Origin of the sequence: Paenibacillus sp. UNC217MF (assembly GCF_000686865.1) — a bacterium.
Lineage (GTDB): Bacteria > Bacillota > Bacilli > Paenibacillales > Paenibacillaceae > Paenibacillus_B > Paenibacillus_B suaedae.
In genome coordinates this window covers 765,458-783,502 of record NZ_KK366027.1, presented here as the reverse complement: position 1 = coordinate 783,502, position 18,045 = coordinate 765,458, and the positions used below count along the sequence as shown (strand labels likewise).

The 18,045-nt window shown below is 46.2% G+C and carries 15 protein-coding genes; 14 read left to right on the top strand and 1 reads right to left on the bottom strand.

The window, feature by feature from the left end; translation table 11 throughout:
* Positions 1 to 36 precede the first annotated feature (36 nt).
* Both BP95_RS0119485 and BP95_RS0119480 read left to right on the top strand, forming a co-directional pair.
* On the top strand, positions 37 to 843 hold the full coding sequence (locus BP95_RS0119485; RefSeq protein WP_021253914.1) for an HAD family hydrolase: 807 nt from the start codon (positions 37 to 39) through the stop codon (positions 841 to 843).
* A gap of 286 nt (positions 844 to 1,129) precedes the next feature.
* On the top strand, positions 1,130 to 1,576 hold the full coding sequence (locus BP95_RS0119480; protein ID WP_028533052.1) for a FixH family protein: 447 nt from the start codon (positions 1,130 to 1,132) through the stop codon (positions 1,574 to 1,576).
* A gap of 127 nt (positions 1,577 to 1,703) precedes the next feature.
* Here BP95_RS0119480 and BP95_RS0119475 read toward each other — a convergent pair whose 3' ends face one another.
* A complete protein-coding gene (locus tag BP95_RS0119475) occupies positions 1,704 to 2,246 on the bottom strand; it encodes a 1,2-dihydroxy-3-keto-5-methylthiopentene dioxygenase (protein WP_021253912.1) in 543 nt (180 codons plus the stop codon).
* 165 nt (positions 2,247 to 2,411) lie between these two features.
* Here BP95_RS0119475 and metH point away from each other — a divergent pair, with 165 nt between their 5' ends.
* From metH to BP95_RS0119415, 12 genes are all read left to right on the top strand, one after another.
* Positions 2,412 to 5,849 (top strand): methionine synthase, encoded by a 3,438-nt coding sequence (gene metH, locus BP95_RS0119470; protein ID WP_021253911.1) that lies wholly within the window; start codon positions 2,412 to 2,414, stop codon positions 5,847 to 5,849.
* Positions 5,850 to 6,108: 259 nt separating this feature from the next.
* A complete protein-coding gene (rnz, locus tag BP95_RS0119465) occupies positions 6,109 to 7,026 on the top strand; it encodes a ribonuclease Z (protein WP_021253910.1) in 918 nt (305 codons plus the stop codon).
* Positions 7,027 to 7,146: 120 nt separating this feature from the next.
* Positions 7,147 to 8,142 (top strand): metal-dependent hydrolase, encoded by a 996-nt coding sequence (locus tag BP95_RS0119460; RefSeq protein ID WP_028533051.1) that lies wholly within the window; start codon positions 7,147 to 7,149, stop codon positions 8,140 to 8,142.
* 471 nt (positions 8,143 to 8,613) lie between these two features.
* A complete protein-coding gene (locus BP95_RS0119455; protein ID WP_021253908.1) occupies positions 8,614 to 9,708 on the top strand; it encodes a Gfo/Idh/MocA family protein in 1,095 nt (364 codons plus the stop codon).
* 475 nt (positions 9,709 to 10,183) lie between these two features.
* Positions 10,184 to 11,014 carry an HAD-IIA family hydrolase gene (locus BP95_RS0119450; protein WP_036591119.1) on the top strand — a complete coding sequence of 277 codons (831 nt, stop codon included), beginning with the start codon at positions 10,184 to 10,186 and terminating at the stop codon, positions 11,012 to 11,014.
* Positions 11,015 to 11,097: 83 nt separating this feature from the next.
* On the top strand, positions 11,098 to 11,985 hold the full coding sequence (locus tag BP95_RS0119445) for a DNA-formamidopyrimidine glycosylase family protein (RefSeq protein WP_021253906.1): 888 nt from the start codon (positions 11,098 to 11,100) through the stop codon (positions 11,983 to 11,985).
* On the top strand, positions 11,966 to 12,877 hold the full coding sequence (locus BP95_RS0119440; RefSeq protein WP_051249911.1) for a deoxyribonuclease IV: 912 nt from the start codon (positions 11,966 to 11,968) through the stop codon (positions 12,875 to 12,877). The genes BP95_RS0119445 and BP95_RS0119440 overlap by 20 nt, the downstream gene beginning before the upstream one ends.
* Before the next feature lie 72 nt (positions 12,878 to 12,949).
* Positions 12,950 to 13,291, top strand: a complete 342-nt coding sequence (locus tag BP95_RS0119435; protein WP_021253904.1) for a cyclic-phosphate processing receiver domain-containing protein — start codon at positions 12,950 to 12,952, stop codon at positions 13,289 to 13,291.
* On the top strand, positions 13,288 to 13,656 hold the full coding sequence (locus BP95_RS0119430; RefSeq protein ID WP_021253903.1) for a thioredoxin family protein: 369 nt from the start codon (positions 13,288 to 13,290) through the stop codon (positions 13,654 to 13,656). Before BP95_RS0119435 ends, BP95_RS0119430 begins: the two co-directional genes overlap by 4 nt.
* A 297-nt stretch (positions 13,657 to 13,953) precedes the next feature.
* Positions 13,954 to 15,024 (top strand): SAM-dependent methyltransferase, encoded by a 1,071-nt coding sequence (locus tag BP95_RS0119425; protein ID WP_021253902.1) that lies wholly within the window; start codon positions 13,954 to 13,956, stop codon positions 15,022 to 15,024.
* Between the two features lie 188 nt (positions 15,025 to 15,212).
* The gene (locus tag BP95_RS0119420; RefSeq protein ID WP_021253901.1) at positions 15,213 to 16,739 is read left to right on the top strand and encodes a serine/threonine protein kinase; all 1,527 of its coding nucleotides are present in this window, start codon (positions 15,213 to 15,215) and stop codon (positions 16,737 to 16,739) included.
* A complete protein-coding gene (locus tag BP95_RS0119415; protein WP_028533048.1) occupies positions 16,736 to 17,992 on the top strand; it encodes an SAF domain-containing protein in 1,257 nt (418 codons plus the stop codon). Before BP95_RS0119420 ends, BP95_RS0119415 begins: the two co-directional genes overlap by 4 nt.
* Positions 17,993 to 18,045: the final 53 nt, after the last annotated feature.

Genomic DNA, 18,045 nt, shown 5'->3' with positions numbered 1-18,045 from the left:
TCGTTATCATTGTCGCTGTGATGGGAGAGATGAAACTTGGCTATTCGTGCTGTACTGTTCGACCTGGATGATACTTTGTTATGGGATGAGCGTTGTGTTGAGGAAGCTTTTGCTGCAACTTGTAAATACGCGCAAGATAAGACTGGGGTCAATGTAGAACAATTGGAAGCATTGGTTCGTCAAGCTGCTCGTGAATTGTTTGCCTCTTATGAGACTTATCCTTTCACACAGAATATTGGGATTAATCCCTTTGAAGCGCTGTGGGGGAGATTTGCAGAGGGAGAACATCCTGAATTTCGATTGTTGGAACAGCTTGCGCCGATGTATCGACAATCTGCATGGACACAAGGTCTTCAAGCCGCTGGTCAACCTGATGATGCATTAGGTGCCGAGCTGGCGGAGCGATTTATGAGTGAACGTCGTTCTCGTTCGTATGTGTACGATGAGACTTATGAGGTGCTGCGACAATTGATTGCGCAATATCCACTATTGTTGTTAACGAACGGATCGCCTGATTTGCAGCAGGAGAAGCTGAATGGAGAGCGTGAGCTTCTATCCTATTTCGATCATATCGTTATCTCTGGACATCATCCACAAGGGAAGCCTGATCCAGAACTGTTCAAGCACACGATGTCATTGCTCGGCATCGAACCGCATGAAGGGATCATGATTGGCGACAAATTAACGACGGATATTCTAGGCGCGCAGAATGTTGGCATGCATCATGCGTGGCTGAACCGCAAAGGCGTTGAATTGTCTGGCAATATTCACCCTGAATATACGATTGCAAGCTTGCGTGAAATTGAGCAAATTATTGATGAGATAAATTCGAAGGAATCATAAATCGGCGGGGATGTAATTACTTACTCCGCGTGTATGACAAAGAGGCCTGTGGGAACACAGGCCTTTTTGATATACGGTAATCTTCGCGAGGTGTCGGCAAGATTAGTGTGAGTGCCTTGATTTGATTACCCTCCACATGAAACTACAAGGGTAAATGTGACAAATGTCATAGGATCGTCACACAATGATGCTCATTATAGCCCAATGGAGTCATGAGGAATTGGAGAATGCTGTCTATAATGTGATACGATAAATCTAGGATACAGTTGAGGAGTGAACGACGATTATGTTCAACAATAAGAGTAAATTAATCGTACTAACAATGGCAATAGGAGCAATGCTATTAGCCGGTTGTGGAAATAGCTCGTCAGCAGGTGGCGGTCATGAAGGACATGCAGGTCATGGCTCCAGTGATAAACAAGACAGCAAAAATGAGATGCGAGCAATGATTAAGGTAAACTTGCAAGTGCCGGAAGAAATCAAAATCAATGAAGCTGTCACCATCTCTGCACAGGTCACACAAGAAGAGAAAGAGGTAGATGATGCAGATAAAGTAGAGTTCGAGTTGTGGCTGGATGGGGCTGACCACGAGAAGATTGAGGGGAAGCTCACGAAAGATGGCACGTATCAGATTGAGAAAACGTTTGATAAGGCTGGTACCTACACGGTCATTTCTCATGTGACTGCTCGTGACATGCACTCGATGCCGAAGAAGCAATTTACTGTAAAATAAGAATCTAAATACATAACAAGAATTTATGCGAAGAAGGGGCAGCCTCAGAAGATCCAAATCGGGATCTTGTGGGGCTGCCCCTCTTAATATCAGTAATGGGACGTTTTTTATCGATTATGATTCCGAATTAGGCCTGTTGGAAAGTAGGATCCGAATACGGATGCGCGATCCATCCTTCTGTTTCAATGAATAGTCGAACTGCAACAATTTGACGATTATCCATCAGAGTGAAGTAGTGCGGCTTTTCTTCAGGGACGGAAATTACATCCCCAGCCTCCAATTCAACATCCATATAACCAATGTCGTCGCTTCCCTTAATTATGAAAATACCATTTCCGGCCGTAATAGCTCTTACTTCGTCTTCTGTGTGCGTGTGAACCTGTTCAAATTTCTTTAGCAGCTCTTCGATATTGGGAGTAGCGTCTGATAAAGAAATCAAATCCCACGTACGATAGCCTCGTCTTTCAGCCAAATCACGGATTTCTCCTTCATACGTGTCTATAATGGCTTGCTTCTCTTCATCGGATAGTACGTACTTATCACGCAAAGATGGGGCAAGTTTGTTCGGATCCCAGTGTTCATACAGCACTCCTTGCGCTGATAGGAAAGAACGAACTTTTTCTTCGCCACTTATGATTTCGTTCGTGTTTCGGATACGTACCTGTGCCATTTGCAAAATCCCCCGTTTCCCAATGCGATTTATTTATTTAATTATAGTACAGAGGAAATGTTTGGGCAAGAAACATTTTACGATGACTCATTCATGAGTCTTTTCTAATCGGATCACATCTGCTAAACTAGGGTTTAACGTTTAAGACAGAGGGTGGGCAGAGCGATGAAAACGAGAACGATACAGGAACAACTACAAGAACGCATTCTCATTTTAGACGGTGCAATGGGCACGATGATCCAACAAGCCGATTTAACGCCACAGGACTTTGGAGGCGAACAATTGGATGGGTGCAATGAGATGTTAGTCCTGACACGTCCAGATGTCATTTCTAGAATACACGAACAATATTTAGAAGCGGGCGCAGACATATTAGAGACAAATACGTTCGGGGCCACCAGTATCGTGCTTGCCGATTATGATATTGCTGATCAGGCACGTGAGTTGAACGTTGCCGCGGCTAAGCTTGCTGTCGAGGCAGCTGCAAAATACAGCACACCAGAATGGCCGCGTTTCGTTGCCGGTGCTATGGGGCCGACGACGAAGACTTTATCGGTTACCGGCGGGGTAACATTTGATGAGCTAATTGACAGCTATTATGAACAGGCAGTCGCGCTTATTGAAACAGGCGTTCATGCGCTCCTATTGGAGACTTCACAGGATACGTTGAACGTTAAGGCGGGTTCGATTGCGATTCAACGGGCATTCGAGTCTACGGGCATCACGCTGCCGCTCATGATATCGGGGACGATCGAGCCGATGGGGACAACGCTTGCTGGTCAAAATATTGAATCATTCTACATCTCCCTAGAGCATTTGAAGCCAATCTCGATCGGATTAAACTGTGCGACTGGGCCGGAATTCATGCGCGATCACTTGCGTACCCTTGCTTCCATCGCGAACTCTGCGATCAGTTGCTATCCAAATGCAGGGCTTCCCGATGAGAATGGTCACTATCATGAATCACCAGAATCGCTTGCCCGCAAAATCGCAACCTTTGCTGAGCAGGGCTGGCTGAATATTGCAGGGGGATGCTGTGGAACAACACCTGAACATATTCGCGTACTAAGAGAGACATTGCTCGAATATGCTCCACGTACTGCATTCGGCGAACATCCTCCGGCTGTATCCGGGATTGAGACGGTATATGTGGAAAATGAGAGCCGCCCTTATATGGTAGGGGAACGTACAAATGTTCTCGGCTCGCGCAAATTCAAGCGATTGATCGCTGAAGGTAAAATCGAAGAAGCCGCTGAAGTCGCACGTGCACAGGTGAAAAATGGAGCACATGTCATCGATGTGTGCGTTCAGGATCCAGATCGCGACGAAGCTCTTGATATGAAGGAATTTCTGCAGGAAGTTGTAAAGAAGGTTAAGGCACCGCTCGTCATAGATACGACAGATGCCAAGGTATTGGAACTGGCGTTGAAGTATTCGCAAGGGAAAGCGATTATTAACTCTGTTAACTTAGAGGACGGACTAGAGAAATTCGACCATGTCGTACCGCTTGTTCATCGTTATGGTGCCACCTTGGTTGTAGGTACGATTGATGAACGTGGTCAAGCGATTACGCGTGGAGATAAACTTGAGGTGGCGAAGCGATCCTTCGACATCCTTGTAAATGATTATGGTATACAGCCTGAAAACATTATCTTCGACCCACTCGTGTTTCCAGTTGGGACGGGCGATGAACAATATATTGGTTCTGCAAAAGAAACAGTGGAAGGGATTCGCCTCATTAAGGAGACCATTCCGAAGGTTCAAACGATTCTAGGAATCAGTAATATCTCGTTCGGTTTGCCTGAGGCTGGGCGTGAAGTATTGAATTCCGTCTTTCTATATGAATGCACGAAGGCTGGATTGGATTACGCGATCGTCAATACGGAGAAGTTGGAACGCTATGCATCCATCCCAGAACATGAACGCAAGCTTGCGGAAGATTTATTGTACGACACAAACGATGATACACTGGCTGCATTCGTAGCTGCGTTCCGCAACCGTAAAGTCGAGAAGAAAGAAAAGACTAGCAACCTGCCGCTTGAAGAGCGGTTAGCTTCATATGTAGTAGAAGGCACGAAGGAAGGTCTTGTTCCTGACTTAACGGAGGCGCTTCAGAAGTACTCGCCGCTTGAGGTCATTAATGGTCCGTTAATGGAAGGGATGGGAGAGGTCGGACGACTGTTCAACAACAATGAGCTCATCGTTGCGGAAGTGCTCCAAAGTGCAGAAGTCATGAAGGCTTCGGTAAGCTTCTTGGAACCCCATATGGAGAAGAACGAGTCTGCTGTTAAAGGGAAAATTCTACTCGCAACGGTCAAGGGCGATGTGCATGATATCGGCAAAAATCTAGTTGAAATCATCTTATCGAATAATGGGTATGAAATCGTCAACCTTGGTATCAAGGTTCCGCCAGATCAATTGATCGAAGCCTATCGCAAGGAGAAACCAGATGCAATCGGTCTGTCGGGCTTGCTTGTGAAGTCTGCACAGCAGATGGTCATAACCGCACAAGACTTGCGAACAGCTGGAATCAATGTGCCGATTCTTGTTGGCGGTGCGGCATTGACGCGGAAATTTACCAAGAATCGGATTAGCCCCGAATACGATGGATTAGTTTTATATGCGAAGGACGCCATGGAAGGTCTTGATCTTGCCAATAGAATTATGGATTCTTCAGAACGCCAGAATTTAGTGGAAGAGCTCCGCGCTCATAAGGAGCGTCTAGCTCGTGAAGCGGAAAATCAATCGAAGTTGCCAGAGCTTACACGTGCGGTACGCTCGGACATAAGAGAAGCAGAGGTATACATTCCGCCGGATTTGGAACGTCACGTTCTTCGAGATATTCCAATTCCTCAAGTCATCCCTTATTTGAACTTCCAGATGCTGCTTGGCCATCATTTAGGATTGAAGGGATCTGTGGAACAGCTTCTGAAGAATCGGGATCCTAAGACTGTTGATTTGAAAGAAACCGTTGATCAGATTTTAGTGGAAGAATCACAAGCAGGTGTGCTAAAAGCGAACGCGATGTATCGTTTCTTCCCGGCTCAATCGGAAGGGGATTCTATTCATATATACAATCCGGACAACGTTCAGGAAGTACTGCATACCTTTACCTTCCCGCGTCAGCAGGTTGAACCTTACTTGTGTCTTGCAGACTTCCTCCGTACGAAAGAAAGCGGAGTAATGGATTATGTAGGCTTCTTGGTTGTAACTGCTGGGGACGATGTTCGCGGCAAGGCCGATCAATGGAAGGAGAAGGGTGAATACTTGCGTTCTCATGCGCTTCAATCTGTAGCGTTGGAGCTTGCAGAAGGACTGGCAGAACGAATTCACCATATGATGCGCGAAGTATGGGGCTATCCTGATCCAGAAACGATGACGATGAAGGAGAGATTTGGTGCTAGATACCAAGGCATTCGAGTCTCATTTGGCTATCCAGCTTGTCCAAATCTTGAGGATCAAGAACCATTATTCAAGCTCATGCAGCCTGAGGATATCGGGATCCACTTAACAGAAGGATTTATGATGGAGCCAGAGGCATCTGTATCCGCGATGGTCTTCGCTCATCCGCAAGCGCAATACTTTAACGTGGATAAAGCATAAATAAGGCATAATTCTAATTCATTTTCGATTTATCAACGGAAATGGTAAGTTGTCTATATTAGGGACGCCCTCTTATCTACAGATACACAATGAGCTCCGTATTGCCGGCAGGCGTGCGGAGCTCATTATATCTTTGCATAGTGAGGCATACTATGCACGTTAATCATTTATACAACAAATAGTTAACTAGGTTTAAAATATACATATCACCAATCTTAGCTGGATGGATTACTTCAGAAGTAGGAGGTATTACACGAGTATGGATATATACTTCTTAGGAACAGGAGCAGGCATGCCGACAACTAGGCGCAATGTAAGTAGTATGGCGCTGCGTCTGTATGAGGAACGCGGAACCTTCTGGATGTTTGACTGCGGGGAGGGAACCCAGCATCAAGTGCTGCAATCTCCATTAAAGCTAGGCAAGTGCGAATTTATTTTTATCACCCATTTGCACGGGGATCACATTTTCGGGTTACCGGGACTATTGTCCAGTCGTGCCTATCAAGGTGGAGTTTCTCCACTCACCGTCTTTGGCCCGGTGGGACTGCAACGATTTATACATACTGTGTTCGAATTAAGTGAAACGTATCTGCCTTACGAGCTTCATATTCAGGAGGTGGAGTCTGGAGTCATCTGGGAAGATGAACAATTTGCGGTTACGGCACTGCCTCTTGAACACCGCGTTCTATCCTTAGGCTATCGAGTGCAGCAGAAGGAGAGGCCAGGCAGACTTGATTTGAATCTGTTAAAGGAGAAGAATCTGCCGCCGGGGCCGTTATATGGACAATTGAAACGAGGGCAAAATATTGTGCTGCCGTCTGGTGAGTTGGTAGAAGCGTCTTCTGTTGTTGGAAGCCCAATTCCCGGTAAGTCAGTGACGATACTCGGCGACACTCGTCCATGTGAGAATGCAATCAAGTTGGCTCACGGTGTTGATCTGCTTGTGCATGAGGCGACCTTCATGGACGATAAACGTGAAAATGCAAATGAGTTTGGCCACAGTACGGCTTGGCAAGCTGCAGAAATAGCAGTATCAGCAGGCGTTAAGAAGCTTGCGTTAACCCATTTCAGTTCACGATACAATGATGAACGGATGGAGGAACTGCTGCAGGAGGCGTGCGAATTATTTTCTAATACCGTTCTTGCTGATGAACATACGATCGTTACAACATCTTAATATCACCACAATGCACCGTTAATGGTTCCTCGATACGCTATCCATAACTGGGTTAGTTGGATATGCAATTGCCTAGGCAATTGTATGTTCAGCAACCGTGATGCTAAGGAGGAGTTATGGATGGATACAGCGAGTCATTTGCTGCTTGGGACTTCATTGCCTGGAGCTGCTTGTATGCACCCTCAGGTTGCGGAGCAGCCGGGATTGTTCTCTGCAATCTTTACCGCCACACTCATTGCTTCACATGCACCTGACTTTGATGCAATTACACGAGTTCGCAGCTATGCTGCCTATTTGCGCCACCATCGGGGCATTACTCATGCGATTCCAGCATGGTTCGTATGGCCAATTGTCATTGGTCTGCCGATCTCATGGTTATTTCAAGTGGGGGACGAATGGCCGCTCGTTCTGCTGTATACTTGGCTTGCAATCATGGTGCATATTGGCTTGGACTGGCTGAATGCATATGGAGTTCAAGCTGGAAGGCCTTTTTCGCTCAGATGGCTTCATGCTGATGTGTTATGTTTGTTTGATCCTTTCTTATTTGTCGTTCATCTAATAGGGGTGATTAGCTGGTTATGGCTGACGCGAACAGATGCTGCATGGTTATTTATCGGAGGATATGCGGTGACTCTGTTGTATATCGTGTGGCGTTGGAAGGTTCACCAGCGTCTCCTGCATCGATTGCAGGAGCAATTTCCAGGCGGCCTTCATTATCAACTTGTTCCAGAGGTCACTTGGCTTAGCTGGCAGTACGTTGTTGAGTATGAACAGCATTATGAGACAGGTTGGATACGGCACTGCAATCCGTTGCGGTTATCGTCAGCTGTAACTTTTGAGAAACACAGCATATACAACAAACTGTTCATAGACGACCGAGTTATGGAGCCAGCCCTAACGACAGATGGAGTACGGGCATTTCTTGGATTTGCTGAACGAGTGATCGTTCGAACACAGCGCTGGAGCGATGGCTACAAAATCATATGGAATGATGTTCGCTTCTGGCATCGAAGGGGGCTGCCGTTCGGCGTTGAGGTAGAGCTTGATGAGCAGCTTCGAGTAGTTAGAACGAAAGTCGGTTGGAGTAAAAAAGGCTGGGAGCCTCCTTATGTATAACAGAAACGTACTGCTTGAATAGCTGCAGCATTCCAACTGAGAATAATATGCAAAGTGAATCTACATTAGGAATGACTGGCTCATCTACAAGAAACGGAGCAATCCGTTTCTTTCTTTTTCATCAAGGTTATGATACAAATCGTTGGCGATTGACTTGAAATCCAGCAGTCTGATACGAGCGGAAGGGGAAAAGCAGGGGAATAGAAAAGCAATTGTACATAAAAAGTTTCCCGGGAAAGCGCAGAACCTGACAAATAGTCCGGCTTGCAGCTTGTTTGCATCACGCACTGCCTGCAATCGACAGTCTCTGACATCACTCTTCGTCGAAGCGACGCCTTGTTGAGCCGATTATATGCTCTTGCCAGCCTTGAAATGGTTATTTACAATGTAGAAATAAGTTATTTCATTTCCCAAGGCACTTCTATTCGAAACATCTTAGTCGTTGCTGGATACAAGGAAGGTGGATCTGCTATGAATACACTTGGATTTACGATCGTAGGCTTCGGCAATATCGCTAAGACGCATATGATTGCACTGCGTACGATGCCGATTATCAAGCAGCTTCCCGTTACACCGGTATTGAATACACTCGTTACCCGTCGACCTGAACAGACGTTGGATCAGGCACGCCAAATTGGCTTTGTACATGTTACTTCCTCCTTGGAAGAAGCTTTGCAATACGATGGAGCGGAAGCAATTAGCATTTGTACGCCGAATGCGCTCCATGCTGAGCAAGTCCGTATGGCGGTTCAATATAATCAAGCCATCTATTGCGAGAAGCCAGTAACAGAAAGTGCCTCTTCTACCGCGCAAGTGCTGAAGGATGTCCCTTCAACACTGACACAGCAGCTTGCATTTGTCTATCGTTATCATCCGGCAGTTATGCGGATAAAGGCATGGCTAGAAGAAGGGATGATCGGCGATGTGCTTCAGTGCAGACTGGCATATTTGCGTTCAGGATATTTAAGTGATGCCAGGCCTTACAGTTGGCGGGTAGACAACTCGTTATCTGGAGGAGGAGCTATTACGGATATCGGTGTTCATGCACTTGATTTACTCCGTCATTGGTTTGGTGAAATGAAGAGTGTGGATGGCAATACCGAAACATTTATTAAGAGCCGTAGAGCAGGAAACGGAACGGACGAACGGTTGGCTGTTCATGTAGATGATTGGGCACTTATGAATTATGTAACAGAGCAAGGCATTCAAGGAATCGTGGAAGTATCCCGTATTGCATTAGGTCAGGATGCGTTCCGTGTGCACATTGTTGGAACGAAGGGCAGCATCACTTGCGATTTGGAAACCGATAAGAAACCGCAGCTGCATCTAGTCAGCGGTCGTCATGGGGCGACACCAGAACCAGAATCACTTGCACTGCTTCCTGATGAGAAGGCAACAATGGGCATATTCCAGGACAGTCATTTCGCTGCGCTGCATCACTTTATTTTGCGCCACTGCGGGGATGAACGTTGGGATAACTTGGCTCCAACACTTGAAGATGGGCTTGTCGTAGAACGCTTGGTAGATCAAGTGATTCACGCCTCACAAGCACGGAAGCAGCGGTAAACGTTCCGAAGCACACAGAATGTAGGCGCAAGATATTCAATCCCAACACGCCAAGCAAGGCTCCCGCCCCTCTACATGGGAATAGCGGGAGTTGTTCTATTTCATCGCGTCTGTTCTATGTATCGGAACACTCACTAGCGGCGGGAGTTCTCTACAATCAATAGGAAGCGAATAGGAATCGCCCTTGGATTTGATAAGGGGCTCTGTCCTTTTGGCTCGGAATTGCGTATACTAGCATTGATTCAACTGTATGGGCTTTGATGCTATGGATATCAGAGCAGCAATCTGTGGGGGACTCCAGACAGGTTTTGATTTTGAATCCAATATGTGCTGGGGGATTTTCAGATTCTCTACTCGATGATTTGATGAGTACTTCCCATTAGATGGTGGAACGATTGTTCTTGCAGGTAGGTTGCTATTTTCCACAGCATGATGCAGGCATGTGTTAGGCAAGGAAGGAACGTGTATAGAAATGATGACAGAAAAATCGCGCAACAGCATATATGCGCTTATCGATTTAGATGGAACCATGTATCATGGGACTTCTCCGATTGAAGGAGCGGACAAGCTAATAGAGGAGCTTGGCCAACTTAGAGTTCCTTATCTGTTCGTAACAAACAATTCAACGCGCACGCCGGAAGAAGTGGCCAATCACTTGCAGCATTTTGGTATTTCTGCGGGTGCTCAAGATGTTCTCACCTCTGCTCAAGCGGCTGCATCGTATATTCAGAAGAGATTTTCGGATAAAATGGTATTCATGATAGGCGAGCTTGGCTTGCAGCAAGCGCTGGAGGATTCCGGAATATCGTGGACGGATCAAGCAGATGATGTGTGGAACTCTGAGATTGGAGTTGTCGTTCAGGGCTTGGATCGAAGCTTGACCTATGCCAAATTGGAGGCAGCTGCTTGTGCTCTACGTGGGGGAGCTGTATCCATCTTGACTAATCCAGATGTTATGCTGCCATCAGATCGTGGATTTTCCCCTGGTGCAGGTACAATAGGTGCCGCTCTCCAATCCGCTTCTGGTGTGGAACCTATTATTATTGGGAAACCAAGTGAAATTATTATGGATGAAGCGATGAATAGGCTTGGGTGTACGGCACAGGATGTTATTGTTATTGGAGACAATATGATGACTGATATTCTTGCTGGAGCGAATGCAGGATGCCGCACAGCACTTACCTATACAGGAGTAACGACGCCTAACAATTATGATTCATTTTGTGCTCGTGCCGGTGTGGAGCCAAACATGGTGTTTCATAACATGAAGCAAGTACGTGAATGGTTCATTAAGGAAATGCTATAATGTATATCTTGGAATGTGAATGATTTAATTAATAACATAAAATACAAGGCGATCATGAAAGTGATTAGGAAGGAAGATGCAAGGTGCCGGAAATTCCAGAAATGGAACGCTACCGCAAACAGCTGGATCAGTTGATTACTGGAGAACGCATTCGCAGCCTTCATGTACAGCGTGAATCTTGGTTGAATACGGATCTCCATAGCTTGACAAATGGCTTGGTTGGAAGACAAATTCTGTATATTGAACGCAAAGGGACAGATTTAATATTGCATCTTGATGATGGCCGTAGACTTGTTTTTCGTGTAGGAACCGGTAGTCGTATGGAAGCAGTTTCTACCCTTCAAGCAGTTGCTCAAGGAGCAGCAGGACATATAGAACCAGATGAAGAACAGCAACTTGATGTCTCCCATGCACAATTCGCAATTACTACCGATCATGCACAGATGTACATTCATGGTGCACGAAGCTGCCAGATTATGTGGTTAACAGCGAAGCAGGTGGAGGAAATGCATCTCGAGATGGGGCCAGACCCATTATCTCGCTATTTGACAGCAGAGCGCTTCGCTCAGCGGTTCGCTAAGCGTCGTACGACTTTGAAGTCCGCATTGACCAATCCGAACATTATCGCTGGGATAGGAAGTCAGTTGGCGGATGATATCGCATTTGCTGCTGGACTGCTCCCAACTGTACGTACGGAGAAGCTTGAATCAGAACATTGGAATCGTGTGTTTTACGCGATGCTTGATGTGTTGCATATTGAAATTGAGCAAGATGGTTTAGTGAATACGCAGACACAACAGCACCAGCCCGAAACAGGGGAAACAACGGGCATAACCATTCATGGCAAGACAGGAGAACCTTGTCCGAAATGCGGCACAGCGATTGAAGTCACGATGATTCAACGTCGTCCTGCGAACTTCTGTCCACATTGCCAGATTGATCCTGCAGCGGATGGCTCCGAACAAGAATGAATCCCGCCATGCTGCGCGCGCATTTGGTTGTCATTTGCCTTTACGGGGAGGATATGCGCACGCAGCGCGATTGGCAGTTCAACTGCAGCAGGAAGCAGGAGTTCGAAGTTATCAGTTTTTTAGCAAAAATCCGCGAGGCTTATCGATTAAAAGTGGATATGAGGCCGATGCTCAGACTGCGCGCGAAATCTGTTTACAGCATGGCATCCAGTCCATTGCGCATACGCCATATCCGACAAATTTAGCTGTGGATGCAAGCCGTTCACCTGAGAAGTTTCAGCTTACGGTTCAGTCATTACTGAACGATCTTATGATTGCAGAGGCTTGTGGAGCGGTAGGGATTGTCGTACATTTTGGTTCGTATAAGGGGATCTCAAGTACAACCGCCACAGATGCGGAGAAGCTGAGTTGCTACGAAAATATTATTGTTACACTGAACACTGTTCTTTCCGTATGGAGTGGTCGAGCTAAGCTGCTGATTGAGAATCAGGCCGGGAATCACGGTGGGTTAGGTGCTACGTTGGAAGAATTGGTGAGTATCCGGCAATTCAGTCAATATCCCGAAAAGATCGGTTTTTGCTTTGATACCTGTCATGCGTACGCAAGTGGCTTGTGGAACCCCTCTGCAACGAGTGAACTTCTCATGGCGGGGAACCGTCATGACTATTGGAAACATGTGCATGCAGTTCATTTGAATGACTCTCGCGAGCCCTATCGTTCCAAGCAAGATCGACATGCAAATTTGGGGCAAGGCTATATTGGAATTGACGGATTTACGGAGCTCCTCAGAGCGAAGGAATTGGAGCGAAGTATGTTCGTGCTGGAGACGCCAGGCGATGCTTCTGGAGGGCATATGCAGGAATGGAAGCTTATCCAGGATATTTTGCAGTAGACCAATCATTGTACGGTAGTTATGCTGCTGCTTGTTATCAATGGGCATCGGATAGGTAAGGAAGTGATAATGATGATACATGTGTACTTGGATGATTACCGTCGCTGTCCAGAAGGCTTCGTGCTTGCTCGCAATGCGGAAGAGTGCCTTTTGCTATTGGAACATGAACAAGTGGGGATCCTGTCCTTGGATCATGATTTGGGTGAAGATGAGCGAACGGGAACGGAACTAGTTCGAGAAATGGTTGTACGTGGCTTATATCCGCAGACTGCGATTTATTTGCATACGTCGAGTATGATTGGCAGAAAGCGAATGTTCGAGATGCTCTATGCGAATAAGCCTGAGCATGTTGAACTAAGTAATGGGCCGATGCCAGAGTCTTTGCTTATGCGGATACGAGGAAATAAGGTATGATTGAAATTTCGGAATTACAGCTGAAGGCAGCACAGGTGCAATCACAGAGCTTGTCTGCTGTAGAGCTGTTTTTTAGGCAATGGGATGCAGTATTCATACATAGTCCTTTTTGTGGGACTTGCCAGTTAGCATCTCGGATGCTGAACATTGTAGAAGTAACGAATCCGAAATTGGAAATCGCAGCGGTCAATGTCAGCTCTATTCCTGTATGGGTGAACGCATTACGAATTGAAAGTGTCCCTTGTTTGCTTGTATGGGATCATCGAGAAGGCATGGGCAGCGTTGACAAGATATATGCCTTTCATTCTGTATCTCACATTTATGAACGTTTGAATCCTAGGAGAGAAGAGGAGACCTCTTCATAAATTTAATCCTAATGTGAGCAAGGAGCAGCTCGTAACTCAATCATTCACTAGAGAATATTTGAATGTCCTTATAGGGCTGTTCTTCATGCAAGGATTATGCTGGTTAATGGCCGGACGCAGAATGATCTGATACACCTGATTGGGTGTCTCGTGTTGATTGTCTTAAGCAAGGAAATGTTCCGAATCGTGTAGTTTCGGCAGATAATTAAAGACGTAAATAGATTATAATTGGTTAACATAATGAAATGGAAACAGCTGAAGCAAGTTAAGTTGCTTAGCATTTGGAGGTTGCACTGCTTGGAATTATTACATCCGCTACAATTAGACACAAATTATGAATATGGATCACACTGGATCGTCACGTCCAATCATGGCTATATTGCCTACGCGCAGGAAGAGTGGCGAAGAAGGTTCGGTCAGTTGAAGAGTCGAATGATGGTTTCTGGTGAAATTGCACTAATGGAATTGCCTGTTGATCGCAACGAGGTATTCCAAGCGATGGAGTCTGAGCCGACGATGTTCATTCGCTATTTGCAACCAGTTGACATTGCATTCGACATTCAAGCATTGCAGACTGACACAGTTCAATCATTTGACAGTTTGCTTACTCATTTGATTCATGATCTAGAAGGTTCTATAGAGGGCATGCGACTAGGCGTCCATGTTCGTTCCAGCGCATCGGGTGATTCACTCGACAAGGAACTTCGAGATGCGCTGCGTGCTGCTGTTGAGCGTACTGGAGCATCTGTCGCGATCCAAGATCCCGAGCGAATTGTATCCTTATTTATTCATGATGGCGTTGGTTATGCAGGCCTCATGACAACAGCTGAAGCGGGTTCAGATTGGCCAGGAGGTACGGTACGCTTCCGCAAGGAAGAGGGGCAGGTATCTCGAGCAAAGTTCAAACTACTTGAGGCGGAACGGACTTTCGGTTTGGACTTTACGGCTTATCGGAATGCCCTTGACATTGGAGCTGCGCCAGGAGGTTGGACAAGTCTTCTTCTGGAGCGAGGTGTGCAAGTTACAGCAGTCGATCCTGCTGCAATGCATCCGAGCTTGATTGATCATCCGAACTTGACTTACTATAAGAGCAATGCAGGGGACGTGGCTTTGGAACCTGGAGAATTCGATTTGCTCGTATGCGACATGAGCTGGAGCCCTAAAGTTACAGCGCAGCTTGTTATTGGTTTATTGGATTCGGTTATGCAAGGCGGTACTGTCATTGTGACTGTAAAGCTGATGCACAAAAAACCACTGCAGACGATACGGGAAGTGAAGGAAATGTTCCTTGAGCATCTTCACATTATTCGTGCGAAACAATTGTTCCATAATCGCGATGAAATCACTCTGTACATGATGAAAATGTAGTGTATGCTGCGGCGTACTAGCATTGCCTGATTGGGAAGTTTAGTATTCTTTAGAAAAAAGACTAGACATATACTTCCGAATGGCATAAAATAACAACAAATGAATATGAGCGAAGGGAAGCACCCTGATTGTTCCAAACCGATAGGTTTGCAATCAGGGTGCTTTTTTTGTCGCCTGGAGGGAGAATTGTGGCGCATTCCATAACGAACCATTTGCAGGCTGGACACTTATTGCAAGACAGATATCGAATCGTTCGGTTGCTCGGAACAGGGGGAATGAGCGTTGTATATTTAGCCAATGACGAGCGATTGATCGGCAAGCAGTGGGCGATTAAGGAATCAAGACCAGCGGCGCAAGATGTGAGACAGCTTGTTCATGAAGCATCTATTTTAACATCGCTTCGACATCCACATCTTCCGCTTATTGTGGATTTCTATCCACCTGATGCCAGCGGCAGAGCATATCTGGTGATGGAGTATATTGAAGGGCACACGATAGCAGATCGGCTGCGCATGAAGCCTCTAAGTTTTGAAGAGACGATGCATATTGTCATTCCGGTATGTGAAGCGCTTGCCTATTTGCACCGGCAGAATCCGCCCGTTGTATTCCGAGATGTAAAGCCATCTAATATTATGCTGGCGAAGGATGGCCAGGTGAAACTTATTGATTTTGGAATCGCTAGGAATGTGAATCCTTTATCTAATCAAGATACGGTTAAGCTTGGTACAGTAGGCTTTGCTGCTCCGGAGCAATATCGGGGACAACAGACCGATGCAAGAACGGATCTATATGGGGTAGGTGCACTCATTAGTCATATGTTGACCAGCGGCATATGGAAGGGAGAGCGTCCGCTAACCGCATCCATGCTGGCAGAAGATGTGCCAGAGAGCGTTTTTTCGGTACTGACACGATTACTCGCAAAGCGGCCTGAAGAACGCTATCAAACTGCTGATGAACTAATTGATCATCTACGACGTTACTATTCAGGACATTCTGAAAGCCAAGGAGTTAACCGTGATGAGGTCAAGACATGGCAAGCCTCGAATGCAGGGGTGGTGATTGCTTTTCTGGGTGCTGCTTCAGGACTTGGAACTACACAATCAGCGCTCATGTGTGCCGCCATGCTTGCGAAGAAGGGGCGGAAGACGCTATATATCGATGCTAACGTTAAAGATCCATCTCTTGTTCCATTATTGGCTCAGGAATATGAGGGTGAAGAGGAGCTGTATTTAGCTGATGGGGATATGTTCAAATTGTTTGGAGTGGATTGCATGGAATGGAAGTATGGTGCGAATCCAATGCCAGCCTTGCTCGGATCCTACGACTATATTGTGTTAGACCTTGGTTGTGATGATCATGGAGAACGAATGGATGAATTCATGAGGGCTCATATCCCTGTGCTCGTGGGAAGCCTCGCTCCTTGGAGAAAGAGTGATTGTACAACAATCGTTGGGGAATTTGAGCGAAGAGGGTTCCATCGTTGGGTACTAGGCATTCCTTATTCGAATCGTTCTTATCCTGGTGGAACAGTGAAAGGGCGAGGAGCAAAGGTCACCTCCTACATTCCGATTCAAGCTGATCCGTTCGTATGTTCGGACGATACAGCCCTTTGGGTGGAACAATTAGTTGGACCGAAACAACGGAGAGGGCTTATCTATCATCTGCGGCGGTGGATGAGTCGGAACAGAACAGAGAGAGGAGAGAGAAGAAGTTGAGAAGATGGACGAGGAAGACTAAGCAGATGATTGCGGCGTCGGTAGGAGGAGCAGCGGTAGCTGGGCTGCTTGTTGGTGGGTACCACTATTGGGCAATTGGCAAGAATGATGCGGTTCATCGTAAGGCAGTAGCGCATTACGAAGATGAGATTGCCAAGCTGCGCAAGCTTGCAGATGCTGAAGTGCAAAAACGAACAAGCGTCTGGGTTTTCAAGCAGCCTCTTCTTGCAGGCAAACGCATTCGATCCGATGATATTGTCAAGATTGAGATGTCGTCAGACCTAGCCCCGAAACAGGCGTTGAATCATCCTGATCAAATTATCGGGAAAGTATTGAAGATTGACACGGTTCCCCGTACACCTGTGATATCTACAATGCTATTTGAAGATGAGAAGATGACTGATGATTTGCGCTGGGTGGAGACAGCGGTCATTCAGCTTCCATTACGACTGCAAGAGAAGGATATGATTGACGTAAGAATCCGCTTCCCGAATGGTCAAGACTATATCATTCTTAGCAAGAAAGAGATTAAAAGCATGCAATATCCGACCATTTGGGCACATATGGACGAACAAGAAAGACTGCTGTTCTCAAGTGCTTGTGTCGATGCTTTTGTTAACGGAGGGCAAATCTATGCGCTGCGATACATTGAACCTCAAATACAAAATGAAGCGGTGCCGAATTATCCGGCCAATGAACAAGTGATGATGTTGATTGAGGCGGATCCGAATATTGTAAAGAAGGCAGATACAGCATTGACACGATTAGTTCGAACACGGATGGAGAAGGAATGGGAAAGACAGAGTGCCAACAAGAGTCAAGCAGAAGGCTGGAACAACTTGCAGGGGAATCGTACAGACGTAAGTTATGTTTCTACGCATGGAGAGGGTTCGGCTGAAACTTCAGGTTACTCACCTTTAACCGGCAGAGCAGGGGCGGCTAATCGTAATTCACCATTTGTTGGACAACCTGATTCTAGTTCCATGAAGTCTTCAGATCCGTCACTTTACGGAAATCAACGGAAGACAGATGTTTATCAACAGGATCACGATTCTCGCCAGCAACCGAAATCGAAGGATGGTGAGCAAGATATCGCTAAGAAGGGCGGTACAAGAACTCATGATGCCGCAAATCCCCAAGATAGGATATTACCTCAGGACGATCTGAATCAAAATTCGACGGTGGAGGTAACGAGAGGGGAAGAGGTAAGCTCTATTTTCGCAGAAGCGGTACCGGGTTCGAAGAAGCAGTAACGATGAGGATTTTCTACAAAGAGTAGTTACATAGATGAATATACAGGAGGAGT

Bases quoted from the DNA above. Each gene is read 5' to 3' on its own strand.
- BP95_RS0119450 (WP_036591119.1), top strand. From the start codon at position 10,184: ATGACAGAAAAATCGCGCAACAGCATATATGCGCTTATCGATTTAGAT.
- rnz (WP_021253910.1), top strand. From the start codon at position 6,109: ATGGATATATACTTCTTAGGAACAGGAGCAGGCATGCCGACAACTAGG.
- BP95_RS0119460 (WP_028533051.1), top strand. From the start codon at position 7,147: ATGGATACAGCGAGTCATTTGCTGCTTGGGACTTCATTGCCTGGAGCT.
- BP95_RS0119475 (WP_021253912.1), bottom strand. From the start codon at position 2,246: ATGGCACAGGTACGTATCCGAAACACGAACGAAATCATAAGTGGCGAA.
- BP95_RS0119435 (WP_021253904.1), top strand. From the start codon at position 12,950: ATGATACATGTGTACTTGGATGATTACCGTCGCTGTCCAGAAGGCTTC.
- BP95_RS0119455 (WP_021253908.1), top strand. From the start codon at position 8,614: ATGAATACACTTGGATTTACGATCGTAGGCTTCGGCAATATCGCTAAG.
- BP95_RS0119440 (WP_051249911.1), top strand. From the start codon at position 11,966: ATGGCTCCGAACAAGAATGAATCCCGCCATGCTGCGCGCGCATTTGGT.
- metH (WP_021253911.1), top strand. From the start codon at position 2,412: ATGAAAACGAGAACGATACAGGAACAACTACAAGAACGCATTCTCATT.
- BP95_RS0119430 (WP_021253903.1), top strand. From the start codon at position 13,288: ATGATTGAAATTTCGGAATTACAGCTGAAGGCAGCACAGGTGCAATCA.
- BP95_RS0119480 (WP_028533052.1), top strand. From the start codon at position 1,130: ATGTTCAACAATAAGAGTAAATTAATCGTACTAACAATGGCAATAGGA.